Raw genomic sequence first — 24,327 nt, 5'->3', positions numbered from 1 at the left:
TTTTTTCATGGATTACATTGATCGCAATAAGTAGGATCTTCTGCCTTTTTATTCTTGTTCGCTTCTTTAATCACATAATCACAGTTAGCACATGAATAAATATAAGTTTTTATACCGGAGGTAGGAAAGCTACAAAGTGAGCAGGGAAGTCCGGCTTCATAATCAGTAATTCCGAAACCGGGTACATTACATTTAGGACAAAGACATTTTAATCGACTCATCAACTTATAAGTGGCTTTTTTAATTACCTCCATCCTGGAAGGATTGAAATTAGCTCTCATATCAGTTAACACTTCCACCTTACCCGACTTTTTCAAAAGTTCCTCAAACTGAAAGTTAAGGATATCCTTATCTGTAATTCCTTTGAAACATTTTTCGGTTGACTTCAAGATCAGTCCGTGCTCCGGGAATCCAACATGTTCAGCAAACTCCTGAAGTTCATTGAAATTCTGAACGAGGCTCCTATTATAATTTGTTGAAACTGATAATTCCTTTTCAAAAACCTCAATATTATTTATCCTGTCAACAAGTAAAACCCATTCTTCATCAGAATTCACAAAGGGAAGAGAGGGGTGCATACCAAAAGATCCTTCGCTTGCTATTGCAATATCTGTCCCGGTAATTTCCATTGCTTGCAAGCACTTCTGACGAGCAGTCTCTAAAGGAGTCCCCTGCCTTTCTACCTCACCTGAAAAAGTCCCGAAAACATCAGTATCAAAACCATCGGGGATTAAATAATCAGTTTTTAGAAAATGGTTTAGGAGCGGGCCGATCACCCGCTCCTTTTTATGCTTGGTAGCAAGGGTTACGGTTCTATTCTTAAAAAACTCCATTTTTGCGATTACTGTCCCTGTCCAAGAGAATACCTCCGTTCTCCATCAAAGCTATAAAGGTTTTCGGTTTTGATTACGTCAACCTCTTCATTAAAAGCTTTATTGAGTAATTCTGCAATGTGCTTATTCGAGACCGGATGGCCATTTCTTTCATATCTGCATCGCCAATGGTCAGTACAAAATGTTTCAGAAAACCCTTCTGGCCATACTTTTACCCCGCGGTTTGTAATCATTGTCAGATTTACATCACCATTAAGCTTTTGCAGAATTGAAGCCAGTTGTTCAGGATCATGACCTTTCCAGTCAACAAACACATCAACGCCATTGAGTTCCTTTTTCCTAGCTGCAGGCCGACTGTATTCAGGAACTTCAAATTTGACTGACTTACCAAAAGATTCCACATCAAGAAAGGTAGGCTTTTGCCCAAGGTTATTGATAACTGCCTCACCAAATTCACGTGTTCCCACTAATTCTGAAGTCACACCAGGCTGATAAATGTCTTCGGTATGAATTCCGTCTTCTATGGTTTTTAACCAGGCATTATTTATTTTTTCAGCTATATCTACCTGACCAATATGGATAAGCATCATTATTGCACCTTTTAATAATCCGGTTGGATTAGCTATGTTTTTTCCTGCAATTGGTGGTGCAGAGCCATGAATGGCTTCAAACATGGCACATTGGGAACCTATATTTGCAGAACCAGCTAAACCTACAGAACCTGATATTTGTGCAGCAATATCTGAAACAACATCACCATATAAATTAGGCATGACAATTACATCGAATATTTCAGGTGTATCAGCCAACCTTGCTGATCCGATATCGATGATCCAGTGGTCAGTTTCAATATCCAGATATTCAGCAGAAATTTCTTTAAATACCTTATGAAACAATCCATCAGTTTGTTTCATAATGTTGTCCTTTGTGAAGCAGCTTACTTTCTTTCGTCCATATTGTCGGGCATATTCAAAGGCATAACGGATAATGCGCTCGCAACCCGGTCGGGTAATTAACTTCAAACACTGTACTACTTCATCTGTTTGCTGGTGTTCAATACCTGCATAGAGATCCTCTTCATTCTCCCTGATAATTACAGTATCCATCTCCGAATGCCTGGTTTTGATAAAAGGATGAAAGTTTCTGCAAGGACGAACGTTAGCATACAAGCCAAGGGCTTTTCTCATTGTCACATTCAGGCTTTTGTAGCCTCCACCCTGTGGTGTTGTAATCGGAGCCTTTAAAAACACTTTATTGTTCCTTATGCTTTCCCAGGCATCCTTACTGATACCACTTGTATTACCGGATAAATACACCTTTTCACCAATCTCAATTTCCTCATATTCCAGCCGGGCATTTGCTGCTTTAAGAATTTTAAGGGTCGCATCCATTATTTCAGGACCTATCCCATCACCTTTGGCTATTGTAATCTTTTGCATACCGTTAATGTTTGTTTATGCAAATTAAAAGGGTCTAATTCATATGTAAAAATTAATGTTTTTGATGAAAAGCATTTCCAAAATTTATGACCTGGTTTTTAAGCGCTGAATTACTTAATAAATAAAAAATATATCAATAGTATAGGGGTTGGTTTATTAATAGGCTACCATCTATTAATCAAAAGCATTAATTTTTTTTATTAAATATATCAAATGAACACAGCACTCAGTCAGAACACTTTTTTGGTAAAAGAACACGTAGGTATGTTCAAAGCAGCCAACAACTATGACATTTTCAACCCTGACAGTCAGGAACTAACTCTTAATTGCAGAGAAGATGATCTTGGATTTTTCACTAAACTATTCCGCTTTACTGATTATAAGAGAATGACACCATTCAATATCACTATCAAAACTCCCCAGGGAGATAAAGTGGTAACGATCAAAAGAGGTGTATCGATCTTTCTTTCTACGGTAGAGGTTTATGATGAGAAAGATGAAATGATCGGTAAATTCAAACAAAAGCTTTTTTCTATCGGCGGAAAATTTGATGTATTGGATCCCAATGACAATTATTTATGCAGCTTGAAAGGTAAGTGGACTTCCTGGGACTTTAAATTTATCAAAGATGATTTTGAATTTGCTCATGTAAGTAAAAAATGGGCAGGATTAGGTAAAGAATTATTTACATCCGCTGACAACTATGTTTTAAAGATCAATGACAGTGTCCCACAAGACAATAAGATCAGACTTCTTATTCTTGCTGCTGTGATGTGTATTGATATGGTTTTAAAAGAATAGTGATATTACTTTAGATACTAAAGCCCGAAAACAAAGTTTTTCGGGCTTTTTTTATGGCTATTATTAGTCCAGAGACAAAACTATCTTGATTATGATGCGTTTTTTAATTAAGTCTTATAAACAAACGATCAACAAATTATGAAAGACCTTAAAGGAAAAGTAGCCCTGGTAACCGGAGGAAGTAAAGGTATTGGATATGGTATTGCTGAGGCATTATTAAATAGCGGCCTCAAGGTAGCCATCACCAGTAGATCACAAGATGCAGCAGATGAAGCTGCACAAAAACTTGGCCCTGATAATGTCTTACCGTTAGAATCGGATGTCAGGAGTTTGGAATCACAGCAAAAAGCAGTGAATCAAATAATCGATAAGTGGGGGCAAATTGATGTTGTAATTGCAAATGCAGGAGTCGGACATTTTGCCTCGATCGAAGAACTAACTCCAGACCAGTGGAACCAAACGTTAGACACTAATCTAACCGGAGTTTTTTATACCATAAAAGCTACAGTTGAAAGTTTAAAAAAATCTAAAGGTTATTTTATAACAATAGCGAGCCTTGCAGGAACTAATTTCTTCGCAAGTGGTTCCGCATATAATGCAAGTAAATTCGGACTTGTCGGATTTAGCCAGGCAGTAATGCTTGATTTAAGGCAGTATGGGGTGAAAGTTACGACCATCATGCCGGGTTCGGTAACCAGTCATTTTAATGATCATACACCAAACCCTGATGATGCCTGGAAGATCCAACCTGAAGACCTTGGACAAATGACAGTCGATCTTCTTCAACTAGACCAGCGAACTTTACCTAGCAAAATTGAGGTCAGACCTACTACTCCTCCATCTAAATAAGTTATACTGACTCAGAATACTTTCATTTATATGTTCAATGGTAAACAGATATTAAGTATACTTAAAAAGACAGCGAAAAACTTTGGCGCTAACAATCCACTGATGTTAGCTTCATCTACAGCTTTCTTTACAGTTTTTTCTATTCCACCTACCATTATCATAACTGCAAATATTCTGAGTCTGTATTTTAAAAATGAAGATTTTATTTATTCAATAGTAACAAAGATTGATGAGTATTTCGGGGAATCTGTTGCCAGCCAAATGAGGACAATAGCTTCAAATTTCCAGGAACTGGCCAGCGAACCCTGGATCACCTATGCAGGTTTTGCATTTCTGATCTTTGTTGCAACCAATTTATTTAAGGTTGTAACCCTTTCAATAAATCAAATCTGGAAAGTCAGAACTACCAGCAGAAAAAAAATAAAATACACCCTTTTAAACAGAGCCATTGGGTTAGGTATTATTATTCTAACCGGTATTCTATTTATTGTTTCATCTGCATTAGACAGTTTCGTCTCCGCCAATATCAATTCCTTTTTAAATTTTACAGAATTCAATGAAATTTTAGTTTCCATTGGCTCAAAGCTTACAAGTATATTCTTCCTTACTATTTGGTTTGCAATGATTTATCGCTTCCTGCCAAGTGCTCGGGTAAAATGGAAAAATATTATTGTTGGATCGATATTTACTGCAGTGTTGCTTACAATAGGTAAATACCTTCTTGAGACATTTCTTATCAACAGTAATATCAATAACATTTTTGAGACATCAACCTCAGTAATTATTATCTTATTATTTATTTTCTACAGTTCGTTTATCGTCTATTTTGGGGCGAGTTTTATCTACATTTACACTTTAAGTAAAAAAGACAAAATATATCCTGCTAAAAATGCAGAACGAATAAAAGTAGAGACCGTCGAGCTTGAAGCATAAAAAAAGCAGGAAGAATAATCCTCCTGCATTTCTTTACGTGTGTAGTAGCCTTAATCTTTTTTTGGTATTTGTATTTTTTGACCAGGAAAGATCACATCGGGATTAGGAATGGTTTCTTTATTTAATTCATAAATAGTTTTCCAGGATATTCCGTATTTCTCTCCAATTTTACTCAGGCTATCACCTGGTTGAACTTCATAAACCTCATCATAATTAGCTGATTCGATATTTATTATTATATCGCCATCACGCATATCCGGATCAATTTTTTTGTATTCGTTCCAGAGCTTTTGCTTATTTTCCTCTGTTGCTTTACCGGTTATTTTTAATACATCTCTTTCTTCTTCTACTTTAAGATCCTGAACGTGGTCACGGGCAAGATCTAATACTGACTTATATTTTGATTCTAAATCCATCGTTTACTCAGTTACGGTTAATTTATTAATCACTTTATCTGCTCCTGACTCCATTGCAGCACTCATTACTTCATGCAGTTCCTCCTCGCGAATTTCTCCGGTAAGTGTAACTACCCCGTTATCAACCTCAATATTGATATTATCAAGCTGATATTCCTGGAAGTTTGCTTTTACTTTCTCCTTCAATTCACTATCCGACATCGAAACTGAATCAACAGTATCATCCATCGAAACATCTACAATAATAGAATTAGCCACTTCTGTGATACCTTTGACATTCTCTGCAATTCCTCCGGCCGTTTCTTTCATTTCTTCGCTCTCAACCTGCCCGGTTAGCTGAGCAATACCGGCATCGACTGCCACTTCAACATTTTCCAGACCTTCCACCCCTTCAAGTTCAGCTCTCACAGCTTCAGTAAGTTCTCCATCACTCGGCCCGCAAGCAGCCATAATTAGTATCACTAAAATAAATATTGGTCTGTATTTTGGTCGCATCATAAGTTTTTCCTTTTGTTGATAAAATTTAATCAAATCCCAAGTTAATTTCACGGAAAATCACAATTGTTTTCCCAAAAAATCTATTAAAAAACTTATAATTAACTCTATTAGGAAGGCATTCGAAACTTAATCACCAGTGAAGAAAAAATTGTCAAAATTCCAATTGCCAGGATAGAATAGTTCATTCCCATCAAATCAGCAATTACTCCTGATAGTAGTGCTCCAATTGCATACCCCATATCCCTCCACAAACGAAAAACCCCTATGGATTCTGCTCTTTGAACAGGCTTCGTATTGTTTGCAATTGCAGTAAGGAATGTGGGGTAAACCAGGGCAGTTCCTACACCCAATAAAACTGACAGTGTTACAAAGAGATAATATTCCTGTATAAAACCGAACAACACAATTACTAGTCCCTGTAAGCCCATTCCGTAAAAAAGCATTTTCTTATGCGAAAAAACATCAGCCATTTTTCCGGTAAATAATTGGCCGATACCCCATATCGCAGGGTAAAGAGCTGTTACTATTCCGGTTTGCTCACTATTGTAATCCATTGAAAACAGAAGCGCAGGCAAAAGCCCCCACACCATCCCGTCATTAAGGTTATTAACTAACCCAGCCTGAGTTACAGAACTAAGTGTCTTACTTTTAAATGAAGTTTCAACAAAAACATTTCCTTGATGAGTGTGTGAAGGTTCCGGTTTTTCATGCTCAGCAAACTCAGAGGTATCTTTTGCGAAAAATACTGATAACCCAAGTCCCAATATTGCTATTCCTATCCCTAAATAAAAAGGATATGGAGTAACTCCATATTGGTTAGCTATATATCCTGTTAAAAACGCTACTACCCCAACAGCCAGGTATCCTGCAGCTTCATTAAAACCCATAGCCAGACCTCGCTCCTTTTGACCAACCAGATCAATTTTCATTATAACTGTGCTACTCCAGGCAAGCCCCTGATTAATACCCAGAAATATGTTAGCGATAACAACTAAATACCATTGATTGGCAAATATCAGGATTATTGGGACAGGTATAGCGAACATCCAACCAATAATCAGGAGTTTTTTTCTGCCAAGCCTATTTGATAATCTTCCGGTAAAGTAATTAGCAATAGCCTTTGTAATTCCAAAAGCCAATATAAAAGATAAAAAGGCAGTACTGGATTTTAAACCAAATTCACTTTCGGCATATTCAGGAAAGATAGTACGTTCAAGGCCTACCATACCCCCTACAAAAGCATTGATCAGGACAAGAATTAAAAATTGTTGCCAATTAGCTTTTAAGCCGTGCTTTATAGATTTATTCATTAATACGAAAATATATACTTAAAATTCAAAACCCGAAAAGATGGCTTTTTTTTATAATATGTTACGTGCTTTATATCACTTAATAAATTTTTTATTTGACTTTATAAAATTGAGATAATAAATTCAAACACTTATTTTTATTGGAGTCCAGAAACCATTACAAACGGGGCGTTACCGAAAAGCCATAAGAGTAGGAATTATTTTTTTAGTCATTTTTTATGGAATGGTATTTTTTAGCATTCAAAAAGTACGCTCAATTTAAAGGAAGAGCCAGAAGGAAAGAATATTGGATGTTCTTCCTTTTTCATATTATTGTCTCATTAATATTAGCATTTGGAGGCTTAATATTTGCCAATGAATCAGGTCTTTATATATCAGGCTTACTATTCATAACCTATTACCTTGCTTCACTCATTCCATCTATTGCAGTGGCGGTAAGAAGATTACATGATACAGGGAAATCTGGGCTGGCTTATTTGGTTATTTTTATCCCAGGAATAGGCTCAATTATTTTTCTGGTTCTTATGGCGCTAGAAGGAGATCGACGAACCAATAAGTATGGAGACGACCCTAAAGTCATAAAAGATTTCAGTGCTTATGACAATATTATTGCAAACACGAACTAAATAAAAAACACATCATGGAGTCCAGAAACCATTGCAAACGGGGCGTTACCGAAAAGCCATACGAGTAGGGAGATTTTTTTTAAATATTTTAAGTATGAAATGGTATTTACAAGTATTACAGAATTATGCTAATTTTAGTGGAAGAGCAAGAAGGAAGGAATATTGGATGTTTGTTTTATTCAACATTCTTTTCATAGTTATCGCAACAGGTTTAGATAATCTTTTAGGCTTAACATTTGACTTTGTTCCTTATGGATATATTTATTTAGCTTATAATATATTTATTATCATTCCTTCCTTAGCAGCTGGTGTTCGAAGGTTGCATGACATAAATAAATCAGGATGGTCAATTCTAATCTCATTGATTCCTTTGATTGGTTCAATTATTTTGATAGTATGGTTTGCCAGAGAAGGCGATTCAGGATCAAATAAATATGGTGAAGATCCTAAAAACAATACATTTACCGCTGAAGATAACTTAGTTGCTGATGCATAAACAGAATTAATAAATGAATAAAAAGCACAGGTTCTTCCTGTGCTTTTTTTATTTATATCGCCTAACTTTTTGAACATAAAAAAAGCTGGGTGTTTAATAATGCAAAAACAATTCACTTTCCGTTTTTATTCTATTCTAAATGATTTTTTAAATAATAATCAAAAACAAAAAAGCTTTAAAGTAACATTTAAAACTCCTGTAACCGTAAGGGAATGTATAATGGCCTTTAGAATTCCTGTTTTTGAAATTGGGAAATTACTTATCAATGGAAACCCCGCCAATCTGAACACTGAACTCAATGAACACGACCGGATAAGTATATATCCTCACTTTAGAACCATTTATGAAGAAGGTCAGAATCTTGAATATAAATTTGTTTTGGACGCACACCTGGGAAAATTATCAAGATATCTGAGGATGCTTGGTTTTGACACATTATACAAAAATGATTATCTGGATGAAGAAATAAGACAGATAGCCAGTACTGAAAAACGGATAGTCCTAACCAGGGATAAGCTAATAAAAAATACTCCAGATCCTGCTTATTACTATGTTCGCTCTACTGAAAAACATCAACAGCTTAGAGAAGTTGTGAATTTTTGGGGATTAACCCATCATATCCAACCTTTCACAAGATGTATGACTTGTAATTCTCCTCTTTCTAAAGTTCAAGTTGAACAAGTCAGAGATAAATTAGATAATGATATCGCAGATCGATTCGATGAATTCTATATTTGCAAAAAGTGTGATAAAGTTTTCTGGAAAGGATCACATTTTAAGCGAATGGAAAAGCAAATTCTTGATCTCATACAAAGCCATGGAAAATAAAAAGGACATAGAAAGTCGTGAAGATATTGAAAAGCTTGTTACAGCATTTTATAAACGCGTATTAAAAGATAAAACCATAGGCCACTTTTTCACAGAAGTTGTCAAACTGGATTTTGATAAACACATGCCAGTCATGTTTGATTTCTGGGAATCTGTATTATTAGGAGGGAGAAATTATTCGGGAAATCCGATGACTCCTCATTTTAAAATCAATGAAAAGGAACCGCTGAAGCCAATACATTTTGAACGGTGGTTGCAATTATGGAAAGAAACGATTAACGATAATTTTAAAGGTAAAAAATCTGAAGAAGCAATTTCCAGAGCCGAACAAATAGCCGGCTTAATGAAATTCAAAATAATCCAGGCATAACCCTATTATTCCTCACTATTCTCATTAATAAGGTAGTAATTTTTCGTAAATTTACTAAGTCAAAACAATCAGCATATCCAAGGGCTTCTCACCTCAATCCCCGTGTTTTGACAATTCATGATAAGAAAAAGCTACACTAATTACACCAAATATAATCATGAAAAATTACCACAAAATAGTATATCAGATTGTATTTCTGATGTCATTCATTTTAATCGGTTGCTCAACCGATAAGGAAGCCTTCCAGGAAATTGAAAATGCAAATCAACAAACAATTTCCTTCAACGATCTATTTGACAAGCTAGACCGAATTCCAGATTTAATCGTAGAAAACAGTGCATCCTTGCAGAATGCATTAAAAGATTGTAAACCCGGAGATTTAATTCTATTAGCACCTGGTACATATGATCTACCTGTATCCGTAAGCGTAAATAATATCACTCTTTTTGGGGCAGGACAAGTATTAATTAAAAATCCTGAAAATTCAGCGGTTTCAATTTTCCCCAATTCAAACGTTCAAAATCTTTATCTGCACAATGTCAAGTTAGAAAATTATTCTGATTCACCAGAAATCAAACAATTACAATTTGATACCAAGAGAAACAAACGGTTTATCTCCTACACAAAAGAAATACTAGCCGGAGATATTGCACATTATGTTTTCAGTGTAAGATTAGGAAACAAAGACTATGACTATATAAATATCCACCGGTTGATCAGAGAATCATCTAACAAGCCAATTCCAACTTTGGGTGAAATATTCATGGTTCATGGCGCGAATCAAAATTTTGTCGACATATTTCTTAAAGCAGGAGCCTCCACAATTTCAGAAGCTACATCCTTACCGATTTATCTTGCCAAATCAGATGTTGATGTCTGGGGAATTGATATGGCATGGACCAGGGTTCCAGCAGAGACCTCAGATCTGAGTTTTATGAAAGACTGGGGTATTGAAAGAGATGTACAGCATCTGGAAAAAGCTATGAAAATTGCCCGTATAATTAGCGGAATAACAAAACAGGGGTTTGGTAAAATGAACCTAATGGGATTTAGCTATGGGTCAGCTGTATTGTATGGCGCCGCAGGATATGAAACAACAATTAATAATGCCAGAAGAAATATTAAAGGTATGATACCTGTTGATCAGCCAATTAAATATAGTGAAGATTTTGCAGCCTCCAGAGAATCTTCCTGTATAAGAGGCATTGAAGCAGCAAATGCAATAGAAGATGGTATTTATTTCAGATCACTTAATTTAACTCCATTAGCTCAATTGGCGATAACTGACCCTGACGGTATTTCTCCGGCCATCCCTTCATTTACCAATTTACAATTTATATTGTTCATAGGTGCCAACACTTATGCTTTAGGTCCCTCTGCAACACCGACATGGCATTTCGTTGCCGGAATTTACGATGGCCCAATCCCAGTCGGTTTGAATTATACAGAAACAGAAAGATGGCTATCTCTGCTGGCAGAATTCGATTCAGGACCTTATATGCCTTTTAAGATTCTGTTAGACATATTTGAATGTGAATGTGGTGAAAAAGAAACATTTATCGATCAAAATCTAGAGGATATAAGTTTACCTATCTTTAATGTAAGCGCTCATGGAGGAAGTGGGAAATCAACACTATTAACACCTACACTAACATCAAGTACAGACATAGAAAACCTAATGATAAAATTTTATCCTGATAACCCGGAATTAGATTTTGGGCATGCCGATCTGCTTATGGCTACAAATGCTCCAAATGAATTTTGGGAGCCTTTACGTAACTGGGTTCAAAGCCATTAAATTCTTAAATTCTAATCAAAAGGAGTTGAGCTCATCAACTCCTTTTTTTTATTTCATAAAGTACATAAACAATTTTTCCCTCCTTAATAAATTGAAAATAAAACACTATTAAAGTAGATTACAGAGTTAATTTAACTTGAAATAATACTATTCTAAGTAATCTTATAAATAAATCATGAGAAGCATTTTTCTTTTAGTACTATTAAGCTTACCTGTATTTTTTATAAATGCCCAGGTAAAACCGTTAACTCTTGAAGATATTCACTATAGTGGCAAATTCTACCCAAAAGGGGTATATGGTGTAAACTGGATGAATGATGGCCGTTATTATTCTAAATTAGAAAATTCTTCAAAAGGACGTAAAGTTGTAAAATCTGACATCCTTACTGATAAAGTTATTGAAACTATTGTTGATAGTAAGGACCTCAAGTTAGATGACGGAAGTTTCCTTTCCTTTTCCAGCTATTCTTTTAGTGCTGACGAGTCAAAACTTTTACTACAAGCCAACAGAGAATCAATATACAGAAGATCATATAAGGCTGAATATTACTTATATGACAGAGAAACAAAAGAACTTTTACCATTAGAAAAAAGTGAAAAAATTAGTTATGCCACCTATTCACCAGATGGTGAAAAAGTAGCGTATGTCAAGGAAAATAATTTATACATTTTTGATGTGTCTTCTGGTGAAACAACTGCCATAACAGAAGATGGAGAATTCAATAAGCTTATTCACGGAGCAGCTGACTGGGTCTATGAGGAAGAGTTTGGTTTTGCAAAAGCCTTCAAATGGTCTCCGGACAGTGAAAGTATTGCATACTTAAGCTTTGATGAAGAAGACGTCAAAGAATATAATATGCAAAAATGGGGACCTTTATATCCGGAAGACTATAAATTCAAATACCCAAAAGCAGGGGAAAAAAATAGTGAAATCAGCCTATCTGCTTACAATGTGAAAACTGGTAAAAACACCTTAATAGATCTAGGTGAAGAGAAAGATATTTATATCCCAAGATTTTACTGGACACCAGGCTCTGAGCTTGCTTTTATCAGATTAAACAGACATCAAAACCATTTGGAAATGATGTTAGCTGACAATGAAGGCAACACAAAGACTATCCTTGAAGAAAAAAGTGATACATACGTAGATATTGAATACACCGATGAATTGATCTTTCTTGCTAATGGTGAGCAGTTTTTAAAGCCAAGTGAAAAATCAGGGTTCAAACACATCTATCTCTACGATATGAAAGGGAATGAGATAAGACAGGTTACTGAGGGAGAATGGGAAGTATCATCACTTTATGGATATGATGAAAACACAAAAACCCTTTATTTTTCATCCAGAGAAGTTTCTCCTCTTGAAAACCATTTATACAGCATAAAAATAAATGGAAAAAAGAAAAAACAATTATCTGAAGAAAGTGGCTGGCATGGTGCAAATTTCAGTCCTGACTTTGAATACTACATAGCAAATTATTCTTCGGTAGATCACCCTGGCTTATACAGACTTTACAAAGCAGGTCAGTCTGAACCAATGGCGGTATTGGAAGATAACAAAAAGCTACAAAAATTAAATGAGAAATATTATCAGGGTCAACATTCATTCTTTTCTTTCGAAACACCTGAAGGTATAAAATTAAATGGATATGAAATTCTGCCTGCAGATTTTGATCCAAACAAAAAATATCCGGTTTTAATGTATGTTTATGGAGGGCCGGGAAGTCAGACTGTTACAAACAGAGCAGGTGGCTCAAGAGAAAGATGGTTTCACTACCTGGCTCAACAAGGTTATATTGTAGTTAGTGTTGATAATCGCGGAACTGGAGGAAGAGGAAGAGATTTTAAACATGTGACTTATAAAAACCTTGGTAAATACGAAGTGCAGGATCAAATCTACGCTGCGAAATACCTGGCGAAAAAAGATTATGTTGACGCCTCACAAATAGGAATATTCGGATGGAGCTACGGAGGCTACATGTCATCTTTATGTTTATTTATTGGTAATGATGTTTTTAATACAGCTATTGCGGTTGCTCCGGTGACTACATGGAGGTATTATGACACCATCTATACTGAAAGATATTTACAGAGACCACAAGATAATGCATCTGGATATGATGATAATAGCCCGATTACTCATGCGTCAAAATTAAAAGGCAATTATTTACTTATCCATGGTACTGCTGATGATAATGTGCATTTTCAGAATGCGGTCGATCTTCAAAATGAACTGATTAAGCAAGGTAAGCAATTTGATTCTTTTTATTATCCAGGAAAAAACCATGGAATCTACGGAGGAAACACAAGGTTACACCTGTTTGAAATGATAACAAATTATTTAAACAATAACCTGAAAAAGGGACAGACCCTGTCAGTAGAATCTTCTTCAAAACCTTAACAAAACAAAATTAAATAGCGGGTTTGAATTATTTCTTTCCCGCTATTATTTTTTTTGCTATTTTCGGTTTAATCATTTAAATCTGAATTTTCATGTTTGAAGAGTGGACTGATTTTTTAGCTATTAGTGGGCTGATATTTCTTGGTATATCATTTTTAATTTTTGTGTACCATATCATTAAAGTGAATTTTTTTTTATCTCCAAAGCAAGCTTACGAATACATTAGTAAACATGAAGTTCGTACCTTAGAATACGGATTATATTCAGTAATCATATCACTCGCTTTTTTTGTAAACACTTTTTTTGAAGGTAAAGATCTACTATGGTGGCTTGTAAGGATTTTCCTCACAGTAATGACCGGGCTCATCCTGAGCGTAGTCATCAAATCATATCTTAAATTTTACTATCCCTTTCATCTCGAAAAACGACTTAAAAGATTAAGATATAAGCCCAGAATTTCTCCAAAAACTGGCAGAAGAATGAAACTTCTTGATGAAGATGAAGAAGATGTTTACCTGGATGAAGGTATGCAGATCGAAGAAAATGTTTATTCTGTTGATTACGATGTCTGGATTGATGAAGAAACCGGATATACCATGATAGAAAAGTACCAGGGCCATCTAATTGCATCAAGATGTCCTGAATGCAATTACAATACTTTTAAAGTCGAAAAAGAAGACCTTGTTGTCCCCCCCAGCCTTTCATCTGAAGGAAAACTAATCAAGTCTTTCAAATGCAAATACTGTGGTCACACCGAAAAGAAATCCTTCCAGGTGGCCAAACTTTCTGAAAATGATTAAAAATTGAGTAATTGAACATTCGTTAGGCATATAATTTCCAATACGGTTACGTTTCCAGTGTTTTTTTACAAAGTTTTCATTTCTATCAATTCACAACCTGCTTTCATTAACACATATTCAAAATAGCTCCTGTTTTTTATTGATTTAGAATTATATTCTTCACTAACAAGTGTTAGTAAATTAATATTCTGCGTTTAATAATTTTAAAAAACTAATATTTTGCTTGTTAGAGTAAACACCAACACTTAATATTGTATTAAGCATAAAGGTTAAATTGAAATGATGAAAGCAAATAACATCCTTATTATCCTGGTAAACATTGTGATCATTGTCGGAGGGCATTGACCAGGGAGATGTTATTGTAGTATCAAAAGCCGTTCTCCCAACCGAGACGGCTTTTTATTTTAAGAAGATTGTTACCATAATAAATGTGAAGGATATATGTATTTCTCTAAAAAAAGCATCGTATTATTTGACGGCGAGTGGCGAAAAGCAGAAGATGCCGAAGTAAGTCTTTATAATCAGACCATGCATTACGGCCTGGGAGTATTTGAAGGCATGAGGGCTTACAAAACTGACGAAGGTCCAAAGATCTTCAAACCTAACAGGCATTTTGACAGGCTGATTAATTCTGCAAAAAAGCATCATTTAAATTTTCCTTTTAGTTCAACTGAGCTCACTGAACTAGCTTACGAATTACTGAAAAAGAACAAACTTCAAAATGCATATATCAGACCATTGATCTACGCCGGACCTTATATGGGTTTGAGAACTGCTCCTGCAGCCCATTTTTTAATGGCAGCATGGGAATGGAACAATTACCTGGGTGAGGAGCCTCTTAATGTTAATATCAGCAAGTATGAAAAATTAAATCCTGCGGGTGCTCACATTGAGTCAAAGGTGGTTGGCAATTATGTTAATTCCATCCTTGCCTCTAATGATGCCCGCGACAAAGGATATGATGAGGCATTAATGTTGGATATGAACGGGTTTATCGCTCAAGGTCCTGCAGCGAATTTTTTCTATGAGAAGGATGAAGTGCTTTATACTCCTAAAAAAGGATATATAATGCCAGGCATTACCAGGCAGACGATTATAGACCTGGCAAATGAAACAGGATTCAAAATCGTAGAAAAAGACATCAGACCAGAAGAAATTCTTGATGCAGACAGTGCATTTTTTACAGGTACCGCAATTGAGGTAACCGGCATTAAATCCATAGAAGGGAGGGAAATGCAAATTCCATGGAAAGAAAGCATCGGTTACAGCCTCTTTTTAATGTATCGCAGAAAAGTTACAAAAGACCACCTAACAGCATTTAACCTGGTTTAAAAAATCAAAATGACATTAAACAAATACAGTAAAGCGGTTACGCAGGATCCTACGCAACCGGCCGCTCAAGCTATGCTTCATGCGATCGGGCTTACTAAGGAAGATCTTACAAAACCACAAGTCGGTATAGTCAGCACGGGTTATGAAGGTAATCCCTGCAACATGCATCTGAATGATCTTGCAGTCGAAGTCAAAAAAGGCACTTTAGAAAAAGATTTAATCGGACTCATATTTAATACTATTGGTGTTTCTGATGGTATTTCTATGGGAACTGATGGTATGAGATATTCTCTACCAAGCAGAGACATCATTGCTGATAGTATTGAAACGGTAGTATCCGGAATGAATTATGATGGATTTGCTGCAGTAGTCGGGTGTGACAAAAATATGCCGGGTGCAATGATAGCAGCTGGAAGGCTTAATCGTCCTGCCGTTCTTGTGTATGGTGGAACAATTAAACCCGGATGTTATAAAAACAAAAAGCTTGATGTTGTTTCAGCATTTGAGGCTCTGGGCCAGAAATTTGCCGGCACAATTGATGAAAAAGATTTTGAAGGAGTAGTAATGAATGCTTGCCCGGGCCCGGGTGCATGTGGTGGTATGTACACGGCTAACACTATGGCTTCAGCAATGGAGGCAATGGGATTAACCCTTCCATTTTCTTCGTCTAATCCTGCTGAAGGAAAGGAAAAAACTGATGAATGTTTAAATGCCGGAAGAGCACTAAAATTCCTGCTGGAAAAGGATCTAAAACCGAGAGATATTGTTTCAAGAGAATCTTTTGAAAACGCTTTCAGATTGATCATTGCACTTGGTGGATCTACCAATGCAGTATTACACATGATCGCTGTTGCAAAGGCATTTGAAATACCCTTCACACTTAATGATATAAAAGAAATAAACAGCAAGACACCATTTCTGGCAGACCTTAAACCAAGCGGAAAATATGTAATGGAAGACCTTCATAAAGTTGGTGGAACTCCCGCTGTAATGAAAATGCTTCTTTCTGAAGGTTTACTCACAGGGGATTGTCTGACTATAACTGGAAAAACATTAGCTGAGAATCTCAGTGATGTACCTCCACTCAAAGAAGGGCAGGAAATAATACATCCTGTAAAAAACCCTGTAAAAAAGGAAGGTCATCTTGCTATACTCCATGGAAACCTTGCAGAAAATGGCGCTGTTGCTAAAATAACAGGAAAAGAAGGCGAACAATTTACCGGAACTGCAAGAGTGTTCAATAGTGAATATGAAGCAAATGATGGAATCAGAGATGGCAAAGTAAAAGCAGGAGATGTAGTAGTGATCAGATATGAAGGCCCGAAAGGTGGCCCGGGAATGCCCGAAATGCTAAAGCCAACCTCTGCCATTATGGGTGCAGGACTTGGGAAAGAAGTCGCTCTTATCACAGATGGTCGATTTTCCGGAGGCACACACGGATTTGTGGTAGGACATATCACGCCCGAAGCTCAGGAAGGTGGTTTGATCGCATTACTAAAAGATGGAGATAAAATAACGATTGATGGAATCGGCAAAACTATTTCCGCCGATCTAACTAATGAAGAAATTAATCAGAGAAGGAAAAAATGGACAGCACCTCCTCTGAAAAAAACATCTGGAATTTTATACAAATACGCCAAAAGTGTAGCACCGGCAGATCAAGGCTGCGTAACCGATAGTTAATTATGGAAACAGCAACGGAAATAAGCAAACCTGAAAAGATAAACCAGTTTGAAGGCACGGAAATATCCGGTGCCCAGGCCATTATTTTATCCTTGATAAATGAAGGGGTGGATACTGTATTTGGTTATCCCGGCGGAGCGATCATGCCTGTCTACGATGCGCTGTATGATTTCCAGGACACATTTAAACACTATCTTGTAAGACACGAACAGGGAGCTGTTCATGCAGCCCAGGGATATGCTCGTGTCTCAGGTAAACCAGGAGTTTGCCTTGCTACTTCAGGTCCCGGTGCAACAAATTTAATAACAGGGATAGCTGATGCACAGATCGACTCAACCCCTGTTGTTTGTATAACCGGCCAGGTCTTTGCTCCTCTATTGGGAACTGATGCTTTTCAGGAAACCGATGTAGTCGGAATTTCTATGCCTGTAACAAAATGGAATTACCAGATCACCGATGCTTCAGAAATCCCCGAGGTTATTGCAAAAGCATTCTACATAGCTAAAAGCGGACGCCCCGGACCTGTTTTAATTGACATCACAAAAGATGCACAGGTCAGTAAATTTATTTATGAATATAAAAAATGCATCAATATTAGGAGCTACCAGCCTAAGCCGGTAATTAAACCTAAAGAAGTTCTGGCAGCAGCCAGTCTTATAAATGAGGCAAAGAAACCATATATAGTATTCGGGCAGGGAGTAATTATTGCTGATGCTCAAAAAGAACTATTAAGTTTTGCTGAAAAAGCACAAATACCAGCAGCAAGCACATTACTTGGTTTATCTGCTTTCCCTCCCGATCATCCATTATATGTTGGTTACCTGGGAATGCACGGAAACTACGGACCTAATATAAAAACGAATGAATGTGATGTATTGATAGCTGTGGGTATGAGATTCGATGACCGTGTAACGGGGGATCTTACCAGGTATGCAAAACAGGCAAAGGTCATTCACATTGAGATCGATGAAGCTGAAATAGACAAGAATGTCAAAACTGATGTTTCAATCCATGCAGATGCCAAAGAAGCACTTCAGGCACTGACCGAGCATATTAAACCAAATATGCATGCTGAATGGCTGCAGGAATTCAGGGAATGCGAAAAGATTGAGTACGAAAAAATAACTAAGAAAGAAAAGTTCCCTGAAAGTGGCCAAATCAAAATGGCTGAGGTGGTGGAACAGCTTTCAAGTATAACAGACGGGAATGCTGTAATTGTCACAGATGTAGGTCAGCATCAAATGGTAACATCACGATATTACCAATTCAAAAGCCGCAGGAGCAATATAACTTCAGGTGGGCTTGGCACAATGGGTTTTGCATTACCTGCTGCTATTGGCGCAAGACTTGGTGAAGATGACCGTGAGGTGATAGCCATTATCGGTGATGGAGGTATTCAGATGTCTATCCAGGAACTTGGCACGATCTTTCAGTACAATATCCCTGTGAAAATCGTAATCCTTAATAACAACTTTCTGGGAATGGTTCGTCAATGGCAACAATTGTTTTTTGCAAAAAGATATAGCAGCACTGAGATGACCAATCCAGATTTCATAAAAATTGCAGAAGGATATAGTATCAAAGGGAAGAAAGTAACAGAAAGAGAGGACTTACGAGGATCTCTGGAAGCAATGATGGAACATAATGGTCCATATTTAATGGAGGTTGAGGTTGAGAAAGAAGAAAATGTATTCCCAATGATCCCTACCGGTGAGTCAGTTTCTAACATTTTACTGGGTTAAGCTATGCAAAAGGAAGAAAACAAAGAATTCACTTTATCGATCCTGACTGAAAACAAATCAGGATTATTAAACAGGATCACGATTATCTTCACAAGAAGAAAAATAAATATAGAAGCGATCAATGTTTCGGAAACTGAAGTTCATGGGGTGAGTCGATTTACAATAGTTGTTAGATCCACCCATGAAAAAGCAGTAAAAGTGGTTAAGCAAATAAGAAAAATCATTGAAGTACTTGGTGCTTTTTTATACGAAGAAGACGAGGTTCATTATCAGGAAATAGCACTTTATAAGCTACCAACTAAAATGCTCACTTCGAGCAACCAGATAGAAAACCTGGTGAGAAGTAGTGGAGCACGAGTACTAACAGTTGGTGAAGAGTATACGATCATTGAAAAAACCGGACATAGTCATGAGATACTCAGCCTGCTTGAACAGCTGAAGCCTTTTGACGTGCAGGAGTTTATCAAATCAGGTCGTATAGCAATATCTAAATCTAAAAGACAAACTGTTTCATTCCTTGAAGAAATGGAAGCATTGAGTCTGGTATCATAATTAAATAGAATTATTAAAATTAAATCGGAAATAACATGGCTACAATCAATTTTGGTGGAGTAGAAGAACAAGTTGTAACACGAGAGGAATTCCCATTAAAAAAAGCACAAGACGTTTTAAAAGATGAGACAGTTGCAGTTATTGGATATGGTGTTCAGGGCCCTGGGCAGGCATTGAACATGAAAGATAACGGCATAAATGTTATCGTTGGTCAACGCCAACCGAGTAAAAGCTGGGATAAGGCAATTGAAGATGGGTTTGTTCCAGGAGTAGATCTTTTCTCAATAGAAGAAGCAGTTCAAAAGGGAACAATTATCTGCTACCTGTTATCTGATGCAGCTCAGATCGCAGTGTGGCCAACCATCAAAGAGAATCTTTCTCCGGGAAAAACTCTTTACTTTTCTCATGGTTTTGCTGTAACATATAGTGACAGGACCAACATTGTACCACCAAAAGATGTGGATGTAATTCTTGTTGCCCCAAAAGGTTCCGGGACAAGTCTGAGAAGATTATTTGTTGAAGGAAAAGGATTAAACTCCAGCTATGCAGTTCACCAGGATGCAACTGGCAAGGCTTATGATAAAGCGCATGCACTGGGAATAGCTGTTGGTTCAGGATATTTATTTGAAACAACCTTCCGAAAAGAAGTTTACAGTGACCTCACTGGCGAAAGAGGCTCTTTAATGGGCGCTATACAGGGATTATTTGAGGCTCAGTTTTCCGTTCTTAGAGAAAGAGGTCATTCACCTTCGGAAGCATTCAATGAAACAGTTGAAGAGTTCACTCAATCTTTGATGCCTCTGATTGCAGAAAATGGTATGGACTGGATGTATGCCAACTGTAGCACCACTGCTCAGAGAGGGGCACTAGACTGGAAAGACAAGTTCAGAGATGCAGTAAAGCCTGTATTTAATCAGTTATATGATAGTGTTGCTTCTGGTGAAGAAGCCCAGCGATCAATCGATTCTAACAGTCAGCCTGATTACAGGGAAAAGCTCGAAGAAGAACTTTCTGAGCTACACAATTCAGAATTATGGCAGGCAGGAGCTGAGGTCAGAAAACTAAGACCTGAGAATGCCAAGCAGCCAGTAGAATCTTAATATTTACAATTTTTCCTCATATAGAGTGTTGATTGATATCCTCCCTCAGCAAAAGATATCAATCACACTCTATTCTTTTAATGATCTGTTATTATGCAAGCTGATGTCAAAAAAGAAACAGTCACTTTATCAAACATTAAGGCAGCCGCTTTCAGATTAAAGCAAGTTGTCAAGGAAACCCCTCTTACTGAAAGTATTCGGCTAAATGAGCGTTTTGGTGCACAAATCCTCTTAAAAAGAGAAGATCTGCAAACTGTACGATCTTACAAAATACGGGGTGCATACAACATGATTTCTCAGCTTGATAATGATCAAAAGAAAAATGGTGTTGTCTGTGCCAGTGCGGGAAATCATGCTCAGGGAGTAGCAATGTCTTGCGCTCAATTAGGTATTAAAGCAGCGATATTTATGCCTGAACCTACACCCGGACAGAAAGTGAACCAGGTAAAGATGTTTGGCAAGGACAATGTTGAACTGTTTTTAAAAGGTGATACCTTCGACGATGCATATAAGCAGGCAAAGGAATATTGTGAAGAAAATAAAATGGCTTTTATCCCTCCTTTTGACCATAAAGAGATCATCGAAGGGCAAGGAACTATCGGACTGGAGATCTTGCAAGACAGTCCGGGTGAGATAGATTATTTGCTTGTGCCTGTTGGTGGTGGTGGATTAGCAGCAGGCATAACAACAGTTTTCAAAACCCTGTCCCCAGGCACAACTATAATCGGTGTTGAACCCCATGGTGCTCCATCGCTATCTAAATCTTTAGATCAAAATAAAGTTGTTACACTAGACAAAATAGACAAGTTTGTTGATGGAGCAGCCGTGCAACGCATTGGAGATCTTAATTTCGAAATCTTAAAAGACAACATTGACAGGGTTCTAACTGTGCCTGAAGGAAAAATATGCTCAACTATTCTTGGTCTTTATAATGATGATGCAATCATCGTTGAGCCAGCTGGTGCACTAACCGTTGCTGCATTAGATCAAATCAAGGATGAAATTAAAGGTAAAACGGTTGTTTCGGTTATTTCAGGAAGTAATAATGATATAACCAGAACTGAAGAGATAAAGGAACGAGCATTATTATATGAAGGCTTAATGCACTATTTTATCGTCCGGTTCCCACAAAGAGCTGGAGCCCTTAGGGAATTCCTTACTAATGTGTTAGGACCTGGTGATGATATCGTTCATTTTGAATATTCGAAAAAAAATAACCGTGAACAGGGTCCGGCCCTGGTAGGTTTGGAACTCAAAAATTCAGATGATTTCCAGGGATTACTAAACAGGATGGATTCTCACAATATCACTTATGAATACTTAAATGAAAAACAAGACCTGTTTCAATATTTGATATGAGGCATGATTTTAGTAAATTATGATTCTAAAATCATTGATCATGACAGCGCTGACGGATATTGAAATAATGCACAAAGAGCACCAGGTGTGGCTCGGTGATATTGCATTCTGGGAAGAAGAACTCAAATTTTTAACTTCTCTTTGTGAGATGATTTCCGGCACCGGACAAAACGGTGAATTGGAAAAACTTTTAAATGACCTTGCCCACCACAAGCGAATGATCAAGGCACTTAAGGATAAAATTATCTCTCACGAAACCTTTTTTCATCAGATTATTGAAGAAGAATTACCTACTGAAGAAATTGAGCACGAAGAACACCTTAAAATGCGGGTACATGTCAAAAATTTTAAAGACACGTACCGAAAATTGAAAAAGAATATCTTCCTTCAGAAAAAGAATATAGAAAAAATGACTTCTTCAGTATAACGGGTTATTCATTCCAAATTTCCCAGGCTCTTTCAGCTTGCAATACAAGCATCTGATATCCGCTTTTAACACGGGCTCCTTTTTCTTGTCCTGCCTTCATAAATGAAGTAACACTTGGATTATATACCAGGTCAAAGAAAATATGATCGGATGTAATTTGAGAATAATCAAGGTCTGGTTTTGGCTCCACATTTGGTTTCATTCCCAGTGGAGTAGTATTAACGACAAGGTGATTCTCTCTTAAAATCTCTGGCTTTTTTTTCAGCTCTTCATAAGTAATGACTCCCTTTCCGCTTGTACGGCTAACCAACGTCACTTTGCAGTTCATCATCTTAAGAGCTGCTGTAACAGCTTTTGATGATCCTCCTGTCCCTAACACCAGTGCATTTTGAGGAACTTTACCATCTGTAAAATCTTCCAGACTCTCAGTAAAACCATAAAAATCGGAATTATATCCTACCAGTTTCCCTTTTTCCTTTTTGATCACATTAACAGCACCAACCTTTTTTGCACTATCATCCAGAGAATCCAGATATTGAATAACAGATTCCTTATGTGGAATTGTAACATTTAAGCCGATCAAATCCTCATCATTTTCAAAAAGACCCTTCATTTGAGAAGCCTCTTCGATAGGAAAAAGCTCATAGGTTGTATTTTCAATACCCGCCTTAGTGAATTTTTCTGAAAAATATTTTTTTGAAAATGAATGCGATAAAGGAAACCCTATAAGACCGAATTTTCTCATTATTCCTCCTCCTTATTTAAATAAATAGCTAATCTTTCTAAACCCAACACAAAAACAATTGCAATTATCATAAATCCGATGGCATATAGCAAGTGTGGGTCACCTATTTCTTCTGCATAAGTTGCAGGTGAAAGATTACTTTCTTTTAAGACAACTTTTTCGCCCTTTGCATTCATCATAAAATCTTCGACCCTTTTCCATGGCCAGACCTTATTAAGCGATCCAATCATAAATCCGGCCAGCACTCCTACTGTGATATCGTGAAACTTATCAAGGCACCAGCTTACAAGCCTGGAAAAGCTGGTGATACCAACAATACAACCCAGAGCAAAAACTGCAATTATATCAAGCTTTAAAGATTTTACTGATTCCATGATAAAAATATATTTACCAAGTATAAGTAGTATAAAACTGCCCGATATACCCGGAAGGATCATTGCACAAATAGCTATGCATCCGGAAAGAAATACATACCAGTAAGTCTCAGGAGTTGTTGCAGGAGTAAAAGTGGTAATGAGGTAAGCAACTATAATACCTAGTATTAGTGCCACAAACACACCGGAAGTTTTCTTCTTAAGATTTTTCCATACCAGGTAGGCTGATACAATTATCAAACCGAAAAAAAATGACCAGACGGAAATAGGATATTCCTCAAGCCAATGCTCGATAAAATTAGCAAATGTAAAAATTGAAGCTCCAATACCAATAAACAATGGAAGTAAAAAGCTCCCATTTACATATCTCCAGAGGCCAATAAAATTTCCTTTTATCAAAAGCCTTAATGCCTCACCGTCTATAGATTTAATACTATCAAGAAGTTCATCATAGATCCCTGTGATAAAGGCGATGGTACCGCCGGAAACACCCGGCACAACATCAGCACTCCCCATTCCCAGACCTTTAAAAAATAGCATTAATGAATCCTTAAGGCTTCTCATCGATTTTTATTCTTATTGGTTGTAAATCAAAATGCTAAAATAAAAAATCCC

The 24,327-nt window shown here is 36.9% G+C and carries 24 protein-coding genes; 17 read left to right on the top strand and 7 right to left on the bottom strand.

Going from position 1 to position 24,327, the window contains the following annotated elements; translation table 11 throughout:
* Positions 1-5: 5 nt before the first annotated feature.
* On the bottom strand, positions 6-833 hold the full coding sequence (locus tag OO013_RS04690) for a DUF6671 family protein (protein ID WP_266055521.1): 828 nt from the start codon (positions 831-833) through the stop codon (positions 6-8).
* A gap of 8 nt (positions 834-841) precedes the next feature.
* Entirely contained in the window at positions 842-2,272 is a 1,431-nt protein-coding gene (locus OO013_RS04685; RefSeq protein ID WP_266055520.1) for an NADP-dependent isocitrate dehydrogenase, read from the bottom strand.
* 213 nt (positions 2,273-2,485) lie between these two features.
* On the opposite strand from OO013_RS04685, the gene OO013_RS04680 reads away from it, so the two are divergent.
* The 3 genes from OO013_RS04680 (at position 2,486) to OO013_RS04670 (ending at position 4,855) form a co-directional block, all read left to right on the top strand.
* Entirely contained in the window at positions 2,486-3,073 is a 588-nt protein-coding gene (locus tag OO013_RS04680) for an LURP-one-related family protein (RefSeq protein WP_266055518.1), read from the top strand.
* Positions 3,074-3,211: 138 nt separating this feature from the next.
* Positions 3,212-3,922 carry an SDR family oxidoreductase gene (locus OO013_RS04675; protein ID WP_266055517.1) on the top strand — a complete coding sequence of 237 codons (711 nt, stop codon included), beginning with the start codon at positions 3,212-3,214 and terminating at the stop codon, positions 3,920-3,922.
* Between the two features lie 30 nt (positions 3,923-3,952).
* Positions 3,953-4,855 carry a YihY/virulence factor BrkB family protein gene (locus OO013_RS04670; protein WP_266055516.1) on the top strand — a complete coding sequence of 301 codons (903 nt, stop codon included), beginning with the start codon at positions 3,953-3,955 and terminating at the stop codon, positions 4,853-4,855.
* A gap of 50 nt (positions 4,856-4,905) precedes the next feature.
* On the opposite strand, the gene OO013_RS04665 is transcribed toward OO013_RS04670, so the two are convergent.
* The 3 genes from OO013_RS04665 to OO013_RS04655 form a co-directional block, all read right to left on the bottom strand.
* Positions 4,906-5,271: a LysM peptidoglycan-binding domain-containing protein gene (locus tag OO013_RS04665; protein WP_266055515.1), complete on the bottom strand. Its 366-nt coding sequence runs from the start codon at positions 5,269-5,271 to the stop codon at positions 4,906-4,908.
* A 3-nt stretch (positions 5,272-5,274) separates the two neighbouring features.
* Complete coding sequence (locus tag OO013_RS04660) at positions 5,275-5,769, bottom strand: BON domain-containing protein (RefSeq protein ID WP_266055514.1); 495 nt, start codon at positions 5,767-5,769, stop codon at positions 5,275-5,277.
* Positions 5,770-5,876: 107 nt separating this feature from the next.
* Positions 5,877-7,079 carry an MFS transporter gene (locus OO013_RS04655; protein WP_266055513.1) on the bottom strand — a complete coding sequence of 401 codons (1,203 nt, stop codon included), beginning with the start codon at positions 7,077-7,079 and terminating at the stop codon, positions 5,877-5,879.
* Positions 7,080-7,297: 218 nt separating this feature from the next.
* On the opposite strand from OO013_RS04655, the gene OO013_RS04650 reads away from it, so the two are divergent.
* The 14 genes from OO013_RS04650 to OO013_RS04585 all read left to right on the top strand — a co-directional run bounded on the left by OO013_RS04650 (position 7,298) and on the right by OO013_RS04585 (position 22,593).
* Positions 7,298-7,705, top strand: coding sequence for a DUF805 domain-containing protein (locus OO013_RS04650; RefSeq protein WP_266055512.1), 408 nt, complete (start codon positions 7,298-7,300; stop codon positions 7,703-7,705).
* 94 nt (positions 7,706-7,799) lie between these two features.
* Complete coding sequence (locus OO013_RS04645; RefSeq protein WP_266055511.1) at positions 7,800-8,201, top strand: DUF805 domain-containing protein; 402 nt, start codon at positions 7,800-7,802, stop codon at positions 8,199-8,201.
* A gap of 99 nt (positions 8,202-8,300) precedes the next feature.
* On the top strand, positions 8,301-9,029 hold the full coding sequence (locus OO013_RS04640; protein ID WP_266055510.1) for a Mut7-C RNAse domain-containing protein: 729 nt from the start codon (positions 8,301-8,303) through the stop codon (positions 9,027-9,029).
* Positions 9,019-9,399: a group III truncated hemoglobin gene (locus OO013_RS04635; RefSeq protein ID WP_266055509.1), complete on the top strand. Its 381-nt coding sequence runs from the start codon at positions 9,019-9,021 to the stop codon at positions 9,397-9,399. Before OO013_RS04640 ends, OO013_RS04635 begins: the two co-directional genes overlap by 11 nt.
* A 157-nt stretch (positions 9,400-9,556) precedes the next feature.
* Positions 9,557-11,197, top strand: a complete 1,641-nt coding sequence (locus tag OO013_RS04630) for a right-handed parallel beta-helix repeat-containing protein (RefSeq protein ID WP_266055508.1) — start codon at positions 9,557-9,559, stop codon at positions 11,195-11,197.
* Between the two features lie 175 nt (positions 11,198-11,372).
* Positions 11,373-13,598, top strand: a complete 2,226-nt coding sequence (locus OO013_RS04625; protein ID WP_266055507.1) for a S9 family peptidase — start codon at positions 11,373-11,375, stop codon at positions 13,596-13,598.
* A 92-nt stretch (positions 13,599-13,690) separates the two neighbouring features.
* Entirely contained in the window at positions 13,691-14,398 is a 708-nt protein-coding gene (locus OO013_RS04620; protein ID WP_266055506.1) for a hypothetical protein, read from the top strand.
* 441 nt (positions 14,399-14,839) lie between these two features.
* The gene (locus tag OO013_RS04615) at positions 14,840-15,730 is read left to right on the top strand and encodes a branched-chain amino acid transaminase (protein WP_266055505.1); all 891 of its coding nucleotides are present in this window, start codon (positions 14,840-14,842) and stop codon (positions 15,728-15,730) included.
* A gap of 9 nt (positions 15,731-15,739) precedes the next feature.
* Complete coding sequence (gene ilvD, locus OO013_RS04610; RefSeq protein ID WP_266055504.1) at positions 15,740-17,413, top strand: dihydroxy-acid dehydratase; 1,674 nt, start codon at positions 15,740-15,742, stop codon at positions 17,411-17,413.
* A gap of 2 nt (positions 17,414-17,415) precedes the next feature.
* A complete protein-coding gene (ilvB, locus tag OO013_RS04605) occupies positions 17,416-19,155 on the top strand; it encodes a biosynthetic-type acetolactate synthase large subunit (RefSeq protein ID WP_266055503.1) in 1,740 nt (579 codons plus the stop codon).
* Positions 19,156-19,158: 3 nt separating this feature from the next.
* A complete protein-coding gene (gene ilvN, locus OO013_RS04600) occupies positions 19,159-19,707 on the top strand; it encodes an acetolactate synthase small subunit (RefSeq protein ID WP_266055501.1) in 549 nt (182 codons plus the stop codon).
* A gap of 35 nt (positions 19,708-19,742) precedes the next feature.
* Entirely contained in the window at positions 19,743-20,807 is a 1,065-nt protein-coding gene (gene ilvC / locus OO013_RS04595; protein ID WP_266055500.1) for a ketol-acid reductoisomerase, read from the top strand.
* Positions 20,808-20,900: 93 nt separating this feature from the next.
* Positions 20,901-22,166: a threonine ammonia-lyase gene (gene ilvA / locus OO013_RS04590; protein WP_266055499.1), complete on the top strand. Its 1,266-nt coding sequence runs from the start codon at positions 20,901-20,903 to the stop codon at positions 22,164-22,166.
* Positions 22,167-22,206: 40 nt separating this feature from the next.
* A complete protein-coding gene (locus tag OO013_RS04585; protein ID WP_266055498.1) occupies positions 22,207-22,593 on the top strand; it encodes a hypothetical protein in 387 nt (128 codons plus the stop codon).
* A gap of 4 nt (positions 22,594-22,597) precedes the next feature.
* On the opposite strand, the gene OO013_RS04580 is transcribed toward OO013_RS04585, so the two are convergent.
* Both OO013_RS04580 and OO013_RS04575 read right to left on the bottom strand, forming a co-directional pair.
* Positions 22,598-23,338 (bottom strand): shikimate dehydrogenase family protein, encoded by a 741-nt coding sequence (locus tag OO013_RS04580; protein WP_266055497.1) that lies wholly within the window; start codon positions 23,336-23,338, stop codon positions 22,598-22,600.
* Positions 23,338-24,276, bottom strand: a complete 939-nt coding sequence (locus OO013_RS04575) for a DUF368 domain-containing protein (RefSeq protein ID WP_266055496.1) — start codon at positions 24,274-24,276, stop codon at positions 23,338-23,340. Before OO013_RS04575 ends, OO013_RS04580 begins: the two co-directional genes overlap by 1 nt.
* Positions 24,277-24,327 lie beyond the last annotated feature (51 nt).

Source organism: Mangrovivirga halotolerans (assembly GCF_026241165.1).
GTDB classification, from domain to species: domain Bacteria; phylum Bacteroidota; class Bacteroidia; order Cytophagales; family Cyclobacteriaceae; genus Mangrovivirga; species Mangrovivirga halotolerans.
This window is presented reverse-complemented; position numbering and strand designations above follow the sequence as displayed.

Bases quoted from the DNA above. Each gene is read 5' to 3' on its own strand.
- OO013_RS04645 (WP_266055511.1), top strand. From the start codon at position 7,800: ATGAAATGGTATTTACAAGTATTACAGAATTATGCTAATTTTAGTGGA.
- OO013_RS04640 (WP_266055510.1), top strand. From the start codon at position 8,301: ATGCAAAAACAATTCACTTTCCGTTTTTATTCTATTCTAAATGATTTT.
- OO013_RS04620 (WP_266055506.1), top strand. From the start codon at position 13,691: ATGTTTGAAGAGTGGACTGATTTTTTAGCTATTAGTGGGCTGATATTT.
- OO013_RS04685 (WP_266055520.1), bottom strand. From the start codon at position 2,272: ATGCAAAAGATTACAATAGCCAAAGGTGATGGGATAGGTCCTGAAATA.
- OO013_RS04665 (WP_266055515.1), bottom strand. From the start codon at position 5,271: ATGGATTTAGAATCAAAATATAAGTCAGTATTAGATCTTGCCCGTGAC.
- ilvN (WP_266055501.1), top strand. From the start codon at position 19,159: ATGCAAAAGGAAGAAAACAAAGAATTCACTTTATCGATCCTGACTGAA.
- OO013_RS04575 (WP_266055496.1), bottom strand. From the start codon at position 24,276: ATGAGAAGCCTTAAGGATTCATTAATGCTATTTTTTAAAGGTCTGGGA.
- OO013_RS04680 (WP_266055518.1), top strand. From the start codon at position 2,486: ATGAACACAGCACTCAGTCAGAACACTTTTTTGGTAAAAGAACACGTA.
- ilvC (WP_266055500.1), top strand. From the start codon at position 19,743: ATGGCTACAATCAATTTTGGTGGAGTAGAAGAACAAGTTGTAACACGA.
- OO013_RS04675 (WP_266055517.1), top strand. From the start codon at position 3,212: ATGAAAGACCTTAAAGGAAAAGTAGCCCTGGTAACCGGAGGAAGTAAA.
- ilvD (WP_266055504.1), top strand. From the start codon at position 15,740: ATGACATTAAACAAATACAGTAAAGCGGTTACGCAGGATCCTACGCAA.
- OO013_RS04630 (WP_266055508.1), top strand. From the start codon at position 9,557: ATGAAAAATTACCACAAAATAGTATATCAGATTGTATTTCTGATGTCA.
- OO013_RS04635 (WP_266055509.1), top strand. From the start codon at position 9,019: ATGGAAAATAAAAAGGACATAGAAAGTCGTGAAGATATTGAAAAGCTT.
- OO013_RS04660 (WP_266055514.1), bottom strand. From the start codon at position 5,769: ATGATGCGACCAAAATACAGACCAATATTTATTTTAGTGATACTAATT.
- OO013_RS04615 (WP_266055505.1), top strand. From the start codon at position 14,840: ATGTATTTCTCTAAAAAAAGCATCGTATTATTTGACGGCGAGTGGCGA.
- OO013_RS04650 (WP_266055512.1), top strand. From the start codon at position 7,298: ATGGAATGGTATTTTTTAGCATTCAAAAAGTACGCTCAATTTAAAGGA.
- OO013_RS04580 (WP_266055497.1), bottom strand. From the start codon at position 23,338: ATGAGAAAATTCGGTCTTATAGGGTTTCCTTTATCGCATTCATTTTCA.
- ilvA (WP_266055499.1), top strand. From the start codon at position 20,901: ATGCAAGCTGATGTCAAAAAAGAAACAGTCACTTTATCAAACATTAAG.
- OO013_RS04625 (WP_266055507.1), top strand. From the start codon at position 11,373: ATGAGAAGCATTTTTCTTTTAGTACTATTAAGCTTACCTGTATTTTTT.
- ilvB (WP_266055503.1), top strand. From the start codon at position 17,416: ATGGAAACAGCAACGGAAATAAGCAAACCTGAAAAGATAAACCAGTTT.
- OO013_RS04655 (WP_266055513.1), bottom strand. From the start codon at position 7,079: ATGAATAAATCTATAAAGCACGGCTTAAAAGCTAATTGGCAACAATTT.
- OO013_RS04585 (WP_266055498.1), top strand. From the start codon at position 22,207: ATGACAGCGCTGACGGATATTGAAATAATGCACAAAGAGCACCAGGTG.
- OO013_RS04670 (WP_266055516.1), top strand. From the start codon at position 3,953: ATGTTCAATGGTAAACAGATATTAAGTATACTTAAAAAGACAGCGAAA.
- OO013_RS04690 (WP_266055521.1), bottom strand. From the start codon at position 833: ATGGAGTTTTTTAAGAATAGAACCGTAACCCTTGCTACCAAGCATAAA.